Source organism: Corynebacterium accolens, from assembly GCF_023520795.1.
In the GTDB taxonomy this organism is placed as follows: Bacteria; Actinomycetota; Actinomycetes; order Mycobacteriales; family Mycobacteriaceae; genus Corynebacterium; species Corynebacterium accolens.
This window is the reverse complement of the sequence record NZ_CP046605.1, coordinates 1,228,893-1,240,923: the sequence shown is the minus strand read 5'-3', so window position 1 is coordinate 1,240,923 and position 12,031 is coordinate 1,228,893. Positions and strand designations below refer to the sequence as shown.

Genomic DNA, 12,031 nt, shown 5'->3' with positions numbered 1-12,031 from the left:
GGTGGCTTAGACGGTCGAGCACTCGATGACTTCCTTCGCCAGATCACGGTATTGCTGCGCGGCCTGCGAATTCGGCGCCCACGAGGTGATGGGCTCGCCGGCCACGGAGGTTTCTGGGAAGCGCACGGTACGGGTAATGACGGTATCGAATACTTGGTCCCCAAAATATTCCACCACGCGGGACATGACTTCACGGGCGTGCTTGGTCCGCCGGTCAAACATGGTGACCAGAATGCCCATTACTTCCAGATCGAAGTTGATGCGGTCAGAGACCTTTTCCACCGTATCCGTCAGCAAGGCAAGCCCGCGCAGCGAGAAGAACTCGCATTCCATAGGAATGATGACGCCCTGGGAACAAGCTAGGGCGTTGACTGTAAGCAGACCCAAAGAAGGCTGGCAATCAATGATGATGAAGTCATAATCTCGGCGCACCGGACGCAGGGCGCGGGCCAAGGTGTGCTCGCGGCCTACTTCATTGACCATCTGAATCTCTGCTGCGGAAAGGTCAATATTGGCCGGAACGAGGTCCATGCCGGACACGCTGGTGTGGTGAATGGCGGAGTGGATAGAGGTATGGCTATCCAGCATCACGTCATAAATCGAGTCCTCGATGTCATCATGGTTTAATCCCAGCCCAGCCGAAAGAGCACCCTGCGGGTCCAAGTCAACCAAGAGGACCTTGCGCCCATACTCTGCGAGGCAGGCCCCCATATTGATGGTGGACGTGGTCTTGCCCACGCCGCCCTTCTGGTTACACATCGAGATGATGGTGGCGGGCCCATGTTTTTCCAAGGGGGCGGGTTCCGGCAGCTCGCGGACAGGGCGGCCAGTTAGCCCCGTCTCTACATCAGAGGTTGAAAAGAGACCCTCTTCGCTCACAGTCAAACCTTCTTCCTTGACGCCAAGTCATGGACCATGACATTTGGCATAGGGTTGCTTACAACGTTGTAACTATAGCGTACCCGCTCCCCTTTATGACTACCGAGACTTTGCAAATATCAAGCCTCTAACTTTGACTTAAACGCTGAAAGCTACGCCCGCGGATGCGCTGTCCGCCACACCTCCCGCAAGGAATCAGCAGTCACGTGCGTATAGATCTGCGTGGTAGTCACGGAGGAATGCCCTAAAAGCTCCTGCACGGTGCGCACATCGGCACCGCCTTCGAGAAGGTGCGTGGCAAAGGAATGACGCAGCGTGTGCGGGGAAATGGACTTATCCAACTGGCTGCGCTGCGCGGCGGTCTTAATGATGGACCACGCGCTTTGCCGCGATAGCGCGCCACCGCGGGTATTCAAAAACAGCGCAGCCGTTTTGCCCTTTCCCAGCACGGGACGGGCGCGCACCAGATAGGCATCGATGGCCTGGCGAGCATGCGAGCCAAGGGGTACGAGCCGCTCCTTATCACCTTTGCCGTGCAGGACTAGGACGTCATCGCCAGTAGCTACGTCATCGACGTTGAGCGAAATTACCTCAGAAATGCGCGCCCCAGTGCCATAGAGTACTTCCAATAGCGCCCTATCGCGAAGGTCGACCGGCGTTTCCGTCGGCGTCGCTTCGATAAGCTGCGTCACCTCATCAACGCTCAAGGTCTCTGGCAGGTGCTGTCCAGTGGAAGGCGGGCTTACCTCGGCCGCAACATCACTATCAATTTCACCCTCCGCAACGGCGAATTTATGCAACCCGCGGGCCACGATGAGGGCACGGTTGGCAGAGGACACCGCCATTGTCTCGCGCAGGTCCTTTAAGTAGGCTTCCACCATCGGGCGAGTCACCTGCCGCAGGTCCTGGACCTCATTTACTGCCAGCCAGTCCACGTACCGGCGAATATCCCGCCGATAATTGCTCAGGGTGTTCGCTGAAACCCCGCGTTCGACGGCGAGATGATTCAACCAAGTCTGAGCTATGTCCTCCGCAGCAGTCACTGCTTTTTCAGGTCCGGTCCGCTGCGGCGGGCAGCCATATGGGTCGGGCGCAGATCGAACGGGGCATCCACCGGACGAGTCGGCTTCCCACCAATCACCGTGGCATATGCGGCCAAAATACCCGCGCACGCAACGGAATTAACGATCTCACCGGCCAGCACCTTATTTACTGCCCTGTCTAAATCCACCCAGGCAAAATCCATATCGGCTTCTTCATCGCCGGTACCCTCCAGTGCCGGGACCTCGCTAAGGTCGCGGGCAAGGAAAATCCGCACTGCTTCCTCGCAGAACCCCGGTGAGGTCACCATATCCGTGAGAACTTCCCAGTTCTTCGCGGCAAGGCCCGCTTCCTCCTGCAGCTCGCGCTGCGCGCCGGAAAGCTCATCCTCGCCCTTTACATCTAGCAGTCCTGCAGGCAGCTCCCACAGCCGCTTGCCGACGCTATGCCGGTACTGATGCACCATCGCGATGCGCCGATCCTCATCCAAGGCCACCACCGCGACGGCTCCCAAGTGCTCAATGATCTCCCTATCCGCGGTATTGCCTCCCGGCATGGACAACGTATCGCGGCGTACGGCGACGATCGGGGCATCAAAGATTAACTCTGAATCCAAGACTTGAAAATCGTGGGCCACTATTCTTTCTCCTCTTCAGGTAGGGCGGAATCCGCGCTTTCTGCAGAACCGTAGTCTCCCCTGCCCCCATTGAGCTGTTCCTCGGCGGCGGAAATGACGGCGATGCGCTCTACCGCTCGCTCGATGCCATCTACGGTAGAAAGATCCACGTCTTTGGTGCGCAGCTGCTCTATTGTCTTTTCATCTTGGGTCTGTTTGGCCCGCGCACTCAGTACCACGCTGCCATTGACCTCGTCCAAGGCGGTGGCGAACTCTGCCAAGGTATCCGAATAATATCCGCGCACCCCGCTGCCGGAGACGATGATGATGGACTGGGCCGGAAGGATGGTCCCGTCCTCATAATCAATAAATTCCTTATCGCGCAGGGCACGCAGCAGCTCGGATCGCTCCTTCACGCTTGCGAGCGGCTCCGTGCTTTCTTGGTCCATGGATAAGGCCGCGCCCAAAGCCTCGCCGCCATAGCTTCCCACGGTTTTATCGAGCCCCTTAAGATCTGCCTTTTTCGGGGCCTTATCTTTAAGGATTGATACGATATCGTCTTTGCTTTCCCCGCGCAGGAAGTCTTTGCTCAGCTTGATTTCTCCTGCCTTGGTGGCCCCAGAGGCTTCTAAGAGCTTCGTGATATCAGACAGGTCCCTGCTATTTGCATCATCGGTGGAAATGACCAGCACTGGCCGCTGCGATAACGTCCCAGACACCAAGTCTGGTGCCACGTTCTTGACTATGTCATCGCTCGCCTCATTTTGGTTCTGCAAGATCCTATTTTCTTGCACCACCTTGCGGTGTTCCGCACGGATCGGGTCATCATCGGCCACGCTGGTGGTCAGGTTGGGCGCGATCACCAAGGCTCCGAGGGCTACACCGACCGCTGCGCCGAGTCCAAGGCCCGTAATTAGTTGCGTTTTCGCCATACTGCTACCCCCGCTCAGAATAGGCTCGACCACGTTTGGCTCAAATTACTCAAGAAATCCTGGCTCCCGCCAAAGCCCACGATCAAGATGATCGCTGCAATCGCGACCAAGATGCTGAGGAGGGCCCATAGCCAGCCAAGGTGTGAAGATGGAACAGAATACAGGTTGATCACAGCCTCCGCATCAACCGCCTTGGTTCCAGCCTTCAGCCGAGACAAGACGGCAGACGGTGCCACCCGGTTGGCAAAAATATCATCGAGGTCAAAGCCGCCGCCTGCCTGCACGATGAGGCCCGCACCGTGGTAATCCGCAAAGAGCAGCGCTAAATCCGTGGCCGATTCCGATGCCGCCGGGAACGTCATGGCCCCAATACCCAGCTCTTGGATGCGGTCAAGGCCTTCCACGCTGCCTTCTGGATCCGCGGGTACGACGATGCGCGCGCCGCAGCGCAGCGCCTCATCGCTTACCTTGGCTGGATCCCCAATAACGAAGTCAGGCTTATATCCCTGCTCCAGCAAGGAATCCGCGGCTTCCTCAACCGCAACGAGCAGCGGCTCATATTCCCGGATGAAATTCCGCAAGTCTTTCAGCAGGGCTCGGTGGTCTTCGGTGGGAGATAAAACGATGACCTTCCTGCCAGCTATCTCGGCACCGGATGCGGGGACACCGAGGCCATCGATAAGCAGCGGGCCCTCAGAGTTAATGAAATCAATGGAACGCGCAAAATAGGACTCCATGTGGTCAATGAGTGCGCTTTGTGCCGCCTTGAAGTTCTTGTCTGCGCGCTCCCGGGAAATCTTCTGCCCCGTCCCGATTACTTTATCGCCAACGTAGACCTTTCCATCCTCGCCGATATGCGCCTTTTTGCCGTCTTTAAACTCCGAGATAAATTCCTCGCCGAGGCCCTCGAGGAGGTCAATATCGGCATCGAGAAGCATGTGCGGACCGCAATTAGGGATGGAACCGGTAGAAAACCTGGCGACATTGACCACCGCGGAGGGCTGCAAGTCCACAAGCGTTTGTGCCTCGGGCCGGGAAATATTCGCCGCATCGATAACGGCGATATCACCTGCAGAAAACTTCTTAAGACCTTTCGCGCCCGGGGTACAATCGCGCAATGCGGCAGACTCACCGGGTTGCTCAGGGGTACGGGAAAACAGAGCCATGTGCCCCATTCTTCCTTGCTTAGTCCGCCAGCTGGGTAAGGCGCGCGGAAGCTTCCTTTTGTGCGCGGTCAAAAAGCTCTTGGGCGTGCGCGCGCCCAGTGTCCGTGTCATCCAAACCGGCCAGCATGCGCGCCAATTCCTCCACGCGCTCCTGTTCCGATAATTCGGCTACCCCAGAGGTAAATTTATCCTTAGAAACATGCAAATGCGCATCTGCATACGCAGCTACCTGCGGCAAGTGGGTGACGACGATAACCTGATTATGCGCAGCGAGCCGCGCTAGCCGACGCCCAATTTCTACCGCCGCACGCCCGCCCACGCCGGCATCGACCTCATCGAAGACCAAGGTCGCACCGTCTTCGCTGGCGAGCACGACCTCGAGGGCAAGCATGACGCGAGACAGCTCGCCACCGGAGGCCGCGGTGGCCAAAGGCTTCCCATTGAGCTGCAACTCCGCGGCATCGGCGCCCGTCTTGGAATACTTAGCCGTGGACAGCTCAACCGACAACGTGGAATTGGGCATAGCCAATCCATGCAACTCCTCAGTCACCAGCTTGCCCAGCGCTTCCGCGGCTTTCTGGCGGCCCTTCGTAAGCTCCGCCGCCTTCTGCTTCATCTCCTGCTCGGCCTCTTTGACCTGTGCCTTAAGTTCCTCGAGGACCTCCGTCGAGGTATCCATCGACTGCAGTTTGGCCTCCGCCTCATCGCGCCACGCCAAAACGCCATCGATATCGCTGGCGTATTTCCGGGTCAATGCTCGAAGATCCTGCTGGCGCTGCAGCGATTTTTCCAACAGATTCGGATCCGCCGGCAGCCCCGCGAGGTATCCACCGAGCTCGGCCGAGATATCGCCTAGCTGCGAGGTGAGCTCAGAGATGCGCTCGCCCAAATCCGCCAACTGTTTATCCGAGGATCCCACCAGCGCCGAGCCCGCGCGCCCGAGCAGCGAAGAAGCAGCCTCATCAAGCTCTTCAGTTCCATCGATCGCTGCCAAGGCAGTGTGCGCGGATTCGCGCAGGCCGTCGACGTCTTGCAAGCGCTGCACCAACTGCACCAGCTCCGCGTCTTCGCCTGGCTCGGGTGCCACACCGTTGATTTCCTCTAAGGCATATTGCAGGCGGTCAGCTTCCTGGGCAAGCTCCCTACGGGACTCCGTGCGCCGGCGATAGTCCTTGGCCAAGCTGCGCCACTTTTTGAAGGACTCCGCATAGTCTTCCCGGATGCCCGCCAATTGCGGGTCCGCACGGTCTACCGCCGCTAGCTGCTCCTCTGGGGCCAAGAGGCGCAATTGATCGTTCTGGCCATGCACGGTAATTATCTCCCGCGCGAAATCTCCCAACGTGGCGGCCGGTACGGCTCGCCCTCCCAGATACGCCCGCGATCGCCCTGCTGCCGAAACTGTGCGCGAGACGATAAATTCACCATTTTCATCTGGCTCGCCGCCCACCGAGTCCACCAGTTGGCTAATGCTCTCCTTCGCGGAACTAAAGTGGCCTTCTACGGCTGCTTTTTTAGCGCCTTCGCGCACCCTCGAGGCATCCGCACGCCCGCCTGCCAACAGTCGAAGCCCCGTGACCACCATGGTTTTACCCGCACCGGTCTCACCGGTCAATACGGTCAAGCCCTCCGACAATTCCGCAGAGCTATGGCGAATGACTCCTAAATCATTAATAGAAATATCGACAAGCACTATTTCTCCTTCGGTCCGCGCCAGCCTTCCACGGGCAACCGCAGCTTAGAGACCAATCGATCCGTAAAGGGCTGATCATCTAACCGCACCCAGCGTACGGGGCGCTTACCGCGCACCACCTCGACGCGGGCACCCGGCGGCATAATAAGTTCCCTGCACCCATCCAAGATAACCACGGCCGGTGTGGTTTGCATGGTTGATTCCACCGCCACCAAAGAGTTCGGGGAAACCACTAATGGTTTGGTAAAGAGCGCATGGGCATTATTCGGCACGACCAAGATTGCATCCAGGGATGGCCACAGCACTGGGCCTCCAGCTGAAAACGCATACGCCGTAGAACCCGTTGGGGTAGAAATCAGTACGCCATCACAACCGAACGACGAAACGGGGCGCCGGTCGATCTCCAAAATCGCATCCAGCACGCCCGACCTGTTCTGGTTTTCAACCGAGGCCTCATTCAAAGCCCAACTGCTAGCCAGTTGGTGACCGTTGGCATCCGAAATAGAGACATCCACCGTCAACCTGTCCTCTACCCGGTAGCTTTTCTCAATCACGCGAGCGACGGCACGGTCTAATGACTCCACTTCCCATTCCGCGAGGAAGCCTACGTGGCCCAGATTCACTCCGAGGACCGGGATATCTACCGCCCGCGCCATATCGGCGGCGCGCAGGAAGGTGCCATCACCGCCTAAAACAAGGACCAGTTCGCATCCCGCCGCAGCAGCATCAGAATGCGACACATGTTGGAGTCCCGGCAAGACGGTTTCGTCCGCGCACACGCGCACCGTTATCCCCGCTTCCTGCAATAATTCGGCTGCACGGGAGGTAGCCTGCAGGTTCTCTGCACGATTGGCATGCGGAACCAACAATATCTCTCGCATTATTGCGGACCTTCTTCAACGGCAGTATCAATCATCTGTTTCATTGTAGCTGCGTCCGTTGACATACCGTCCTTTTTCAGCCAAAGGAAATATTCCACGTTTCCACTCGGGCCAGGCAATGGTGAAGCCACAAAACCGTGCAGGCTAAGGCCTAAAGACACGGCAAACTCGGCGACATCCTGTGTAACCTCTTTCCGCATCTCGGGAGAGCGGACCACCCCGCCGCTGCCAATGCGATCCTTGCCCACCTCAAACTGCGGCTTAACCATCGGCAGCAGCCACGCTCCGTCCTTCATACACTCCACAATTGCTGGCAGTACCAGCTTTAAGGAAATGAAGGATAAATCCCCGACCATGCCATCACACAGGCCATTGGTCATTTCTGGATTAATAGTGCGGATATTGGTCCTATCCAAGACGGTTACGCGGTCGTCATTTTGCAGCCGCCACAGTAATTGCCCATACCCAACGTCAACAGAAAGCACTTCCCTCGCACCAGAGGCCAGGCACACATCCGTAAAGCCTCCCGTCGATGCCCCTGCATCTAAGATGCGACCGTCCATGTCGACGTCGAATGCGGCAAGCGCGCCCAAGAGCTTATGTGCGCCGCGGGACGCCCACTTGTCTTCCTCGGACTCCTCGACCTTGATGGAGACTTCAGGATCCACAACTGTTGCAGGCTTTTCTGCTTTAAACCCGCCGACCGTCACACGGCCAGACTTGATCATCTCGCGGGCTTGCTCACGAGATCGCGCAATCTTTCGGCGCACAAGTTCTGCATCCAGCCTGCGGCGTTGTGGTGGCATTAGTTCTCCTGCAAAGCATTCCGCAATACGGAATGCGCCCTGTCCAGTTGATCGACTTCTTCTGCAAGTGATGGCGCATCTTCGCCAAGAATTGTCGAAATCTCCGAATCTACTGCTTCAGGCTCTTTCACGGCCCGAAAATCGTGTGGCTTTACCGCCATTTCGACACAACCTTTTCCGCAAATTCGCTACGCGGCTGAATATACCGAGGTGGTGCCGGCATTGACCACGCCACTTCCAATACGGTCCGCAATGCTTGCACCGAGGTAGAGGACTCATTTCCGCCCTGCAAAAGAACGTCATACCCATCGCACCGCGCGGTAAAGTCTCCTTGCGGCCCCGGTCGCACCTGCGAAATAGGCAATGAAAGCTCGTGCATGCCCGCACCAATAAAGTTGGGCCGCGCCTCCACGGGGGCCTCGATAAGCTCAAGCTCGCCCGAGACACCGGTCAATACATGGAAAGTATTCATCGCTGCGGTGTTACCCCCAACGATATCCGTATCTAGCCTGTCGCCCACCGCCAATGGCTTTTTCGACCCGACCTTTTTCGCTGCGAGGAAGAACATCGCTGGTTCAGGTTTGCCGGCAGAAACGGGCTCTACTCCCGTCGCCTTCTGGACAGCAGCAACAAGGGAACCATTGCCAACGCCTAGTCCTCGCTCGATTGGAAGGGACGTATCCAAGTTCGACGCAAAATATTTCGCGCCTGCCCGGATAGCCAGAGCCCCCTCCGTTAACTGTTCCCAACCAACGGACTTATCAAAACCTTGCAGGACGGCGGCTGGTTTATCATCGGCACTCGAGACCACGGAAAAACCCATGTCTTTAGCCAAATCGCGGAAAGAATCCGCGCCAATAATTAGTACCTTGGCACCCGAAGGAATTTCCTCGGCAGCCAATTGCAATACCGCTTGGGCGGAGGTGACGATGTCACCTGAATCAGCCGCCAAGCCGATATCCGTTAGCATCGTCGCAACGGCTTCAGGGCTGCGCGACGCATTATTTGTTACATATACTGCGGGAACACCGCACGTATTAATAACGTCTACGACGTTGCTGAGCGGACGACCGCCTTCCCAGACGGTTCCATCCAAGTCCAACAATAAGGCATCATGTTTGCTTAAAACACTCATTACTTACATTCCGCCAATCGGTCAGCGGCATCGGTCCAATCACCCTCATCAATGGCGATGGTGTGCTCGAACCACTCTCGGGCTTCGTCCTTGCGCCCTGCGGCAAGCAGAGCATTTGCATAGGCATACGACAACCTACAAGCACTTACTCCACGATCGCTGCGGTCCGGTTGTGCCCGCTGAATTGTAACCACCGCTGATTCGGGCTGATCGAGGTCAAGGCGAGCACCCGCCAGCACGATCGCTAATTCAATGGCGGATTCTTTGTCTAGTTCCTTCGCCTCTTCGCTGCGCCCCAGCTCTAATGCCTTTTCCGGCCGACCCAACCCACGTTCACAATCGGCCATAACCGCGAGCATCCCCGGGCCGCCAGAAATACGACGGGCAGCACGAAGCTCAGCGAGCGCCTCTTTCCACTCGCCGGCGCGGTATGCAGCGATACCGTTAACTTCCCGAGCGATAGCCACACGTCCTGCACGATCCTTAGCCGCACGCGCATGCCGCAGCGCCAGTTTAGGATCATCGTCCATCCAGGTTGCTGCCATGATCATGTGCTTAGCGACGGCCTCCGAGTTCTCTTTAGAGAGAGACTTCAGGTCTTGGAGCACCAATGGGTCCAAGTCATTGATATCGACCTCTTCAGGAATATCCGGATCGGTCATACGACGGTTGATTCGCTCTTCCCGATACCCAGAGCGCTGTGGAGAGAAAGACTTCTTCTTTCCCCCGCCGCGAGAATCGCGGTCCCCCGAGTTGCGTGGATTTCGACCCCGACGGTCTTGTCCGCGGCCATTACGGCCGTGCTGGTTGCGCTCCGACATTCAGTCCTACCCTTTCTTGGTTGGAACTCGCACAGAAATACCGCACCCATTCTACAGTGCTAAACGACATTCAAAGAATCTAGAATATCCTCGTCGATTGCCCGTAGTTTGATGAACCCGGCCACTGCTTTTGGGCGCACTGGTGTGGTGGTGTTGGGTTGGTGGGCTTTTATTTTTGTTTGTTGTGTTTGTTTCTTTTGTGTGTGAGGAATTGTTTCCAGGTGTAGTGCCAGTGTGTGTTTGTGGTGGCTAGTGGCCCGGTGGGGTGGTCTATGTGGTAGGTGCCGTCTTGGTGTAGCCAGGCGATGGTGCCGGTGACCGGGTCCATGATGTAGTGGACGCGTTTGTCGGTTTTGATGTTGTGGTGGTGTTGGCACAGGGTGACGAGGTTGTCGGGGCTGGTGGCTCCGCCGTTGTGGTATTCGATGCGGTGGTCGAGTTGGCATTTGTGTGCTGGCATGGTGCATCCGGGCCAGCGGCAGGTGAGGTCTCTTCCTTGTGTGTAGGCGCGGATGTGGCTGGTGGGCTGGTAGCTTTCGGTTTCTTTTGCTTTTAAGTGTCGGGTGAAGGTGGACCGAGCGTGTCAAGTTGTTTGTGTGTGGGGCTAGGTTTATAGGTATTTGTCGAAGCGGTCGGGAAAGGCCACGGCCATTTGGTTGATGGCTTGTTTCCAGCCGGAAACTCGGGCTCCTTCCATGAGTCTGCCGGCTGTCGCGGAGACTCGTTTGCCCTGCTTTGCTCTCTTTGCGGCTCGTTTGTCTTCAATATTGCAGATCATCAACCACAGCGTCTTGAGCGCGGATTCATCGTTGGTGAACTGCACCCTGTTGCGGGTGGCTTTACGCAATTGGTTGTTAAACGACTCAATGGAATTCGTCGTATAGATGACCTTTCTTGCTGCTGGTGGGAACTGCAAAAATGGCACGAATCTATCCCATGCATCCTGCCAGACCTTGACCGACTGAGGATACTTCACACCCAGTTCAGAATCGGAAAATTCCTTCAACGCTGCTTCTGCCGTGGATTCATCAGTAGCCGTATAAACCTTCTTCAACGCGGCTGATACAGCCCGGCGATCCCCGTAAGACACCCACCGATTCGCGGCGCGAATCAGGTGCACGATACAGGTTTGTACCATAGAGTTCGGCCAGGTTGCCTCCACTGCTTCTGGTAGGCCTTTCAGCCCGTCACAGCAGACGATAAAGACGTCTTTGACCCCACGGTTAGATAAGTTGGCGCACACGTGTGCCCAAAAGGAGGCGCCTTCTTCTTTGGCGATCCACAATCCCAGGATGTGCTTGATCCCGTCGAGGTCCACCCCGATTGCCATGTACGCAGACTTGTTAACTACCCGGCCGCCGTCGCGGACTTTAATGCGCAACGCATCCAGGAATATCACGGGGTAGAACTCGTCTAACTGGCGGTTTTGCCAGATCATGACCTCATCCAAGACTGCGTCTGTAACCGCCGAAATCGTCTCATGGGAGATATCAACCCGCATCGCAGTAGCCATATGGTGCTGGATATCCCGAATGGTCATTCCGCCGGCATATAAGCTGACAATCATATCGTCAACATCTGTTAGCCGCCTGGAGCCTTTGGGCACCATAGTAGGAACAAACGTGCCGTTTCTGTCTCGTGGAACATCAATGTTTACTGGCCCGTAGTTAGAATCCACGGTTTTCGGGTAGGTGCCGTTGCGGTGATTGTCTGTTTCAGCAGTAGCTTTAGCTGCTCTATCGCCGGGCTCATAGCCTAGGTGGGCATCCATTTCAGCATTCAAACCCCGGGTAATTGAGGCTTGCAACATGCCCCGAACTAGGTCGTTGGCATCCGTGGTGGACGTGCCTAGCTCATCAATCAGTTTCGCGATTTCTGGGTTAGCAAGCAGCTTCTTTTCAATCGCATCAATCTTGGCCTTATCAGCCGGATCTCGTCTCGCCATAGTAGTCATTCTGGTTCATCTCCTCATGCGGGTTAGGTTCCCACACACAAACCATTAGACACTCTCGGTGGACCTGACCCCCATGTGGTGGACACCTGATATCCAGCCCAGTCGAGCTG

The 12,031-nt window shown here is 56.7% G+C and carries 13 protein-coding genes; all 13 read right to left on the bottom strand.

Features of this window, described 5'->3' with window-relative positions:
- Positions 1-6 precede the first annotated feature (6 nt).
- On the bottom strand, positions 7-879 hold the full coding sequence (locus tag CACC_RS05935) for a ParA family protein (protein ID WP_005279291.1): 873 nt from the start codon (positions 877-879) through the stop codon (positions 7-9).
- A 152-nt stretch (positions 880-1,031) separates the two neighbouring features.
- On the bottom strand, positions 1,032-1,922 hold the full coding sequence (gene xerD / locus CACC_RS05930; protein ID WP_005279293.1) for a site-specific tyrosine recombinase XerD: 891 nt from the start codon (positions 1,920-1,922) through the stop codon (positions 1,032-1,034).
- Complete coding sequence (locus CACC_RS05925) at positions 1,919-2,557, bottom strand: NUDIX domain-containing protein (RefSeq protein WP_005279295.1); 639 nt, start codon at positions 2,555-2,557, stop codon at positions 1,919-1,921. The genes xerD and CACC_RS05925 overlap by 4 nt, the downstream gene beginning before the upstream one ends.
- Positions 2,557-3,468, bottom strand: a complete 912-nt coding sequence (locus CACC_RS05920) for a copper transporter (protein ID WP_005279297.1) — start codon at positions 3,466-3,468, stop codon at positions 2,557-2,559. Before CACC_RS05920 ends, CACC_RS05925 begins: the two co-directional genes overlap by 1 nt.
- A 14-nt stretch (positions 3,469-3,482) precedes the next feature.
- Positions 3,483-4,643: a putative cytokinetic ring protein SteA gene (gene steA, locus CACC_RS05915; protein WP_005279299.1), complete on the bottom strand. Its 1,161-nt coding sequence runs from the start codon at positions 4,641-4,643 to the stop codon at positions 3,483-3,485.
- Positions 4,644-4,653: 10 nt separating this feature from the next.
- Positions 4,654-6,324, bottom strand: a complete 1,671-nt coding sequence (gene recN / locus CACC_RS05910; protein WP_005279301.1) for a DNA repair protein RecN — start codon at positions 6,322-6,324, stop codon at positions 4,654-4,656.
- Positions 6,324-7,205, bottom strand: a complete 882-nt coding sequence (locus CACC_RS05905) for an NAD kinase (protein WP_005279304.1) — start codon at positions 7,203-7,205, stop codon at positions 6,324-6,326. The genes recN and CACC_RS05905 overlap by 1 nt, the downstream gene beginning before the upstream one ends.
- Positions 7,205-8,011: a TlyA family RNA methyltransferase gene (locus CACC_RS05900; protein WP_005279306.1), complete on the bottom strand. Its 807-nt coding sequence runs from the start codon at positions 8,009-8,011 to the stop codon at positions 7,205-7,207. The genes CACC_RS05905 and CACC_RS05900 overlap by 1 nt, the downstream gene beginning before the upstream one ends.
- Complete coding sequence (locus tag CACC_RS05895; RefSeq protein WP_005279308.1) at positions 8,011-8,172, bottom strand: hypothetical protein; 162 nt, start codon at positions 8,170-8,172, stop codon at positions 8,011-8,013. The genes CACC_RS05900 and CACC_RS05895 overlap by 1 nt, the downstream gene beginning before the upstream one ends.
- Positions 8,163-9,146, bottom strand: coding sequence for an HAD-IIA family hydrolase (locus CACC_RS05890; RefSeq protein WP_005279310.1), 984 nt, complete (start codon positions 9,144-9,146; stop codon positions 8,163-8,165). Before CACC_RS05890 ends, CACC_RS05895 begins: the two co-directional genes overlap by 10 nt.
- Positions 9,146-9,967: a hypothetical protein gene (locus CACC_RS05885; protein ID WP_035108485.1), complete on the bottom strand. Its 822-nt coding sequence runs from the start codon at positions 9,965-9,967 to the stop codon at positions 9,146-9,148. The genes CACC_RS05890 and CACC_RS05885 overlap by 1 nt, the downstream gene beginning before the upstream one ends.
- Positions 9,968-10,136: 169 nt before the next feature.
- Entirely contained in the window at positions 10,137-10,427 is a 291-nt protein-coding gene (locus tag CACC_RS05880) for an HNH endonuclease (protein ID WP_035108487.1), read from the bottom strand.
- A gap of 150 nt (positions 10,428-10,577) precedes the next feature.
- Positions 10,578-11,912, bottom strand: coding sequence for an IS256 family transposase (locus CACC_RS05875; protein WP_249852936.1), 1,335 nt, complete (start codon positions 11,910-11,912; stop codon positions 10,578-10,580).
- Between the last annotated feature and the right edge of the window lie 119 nt (positions 11,913-12,031).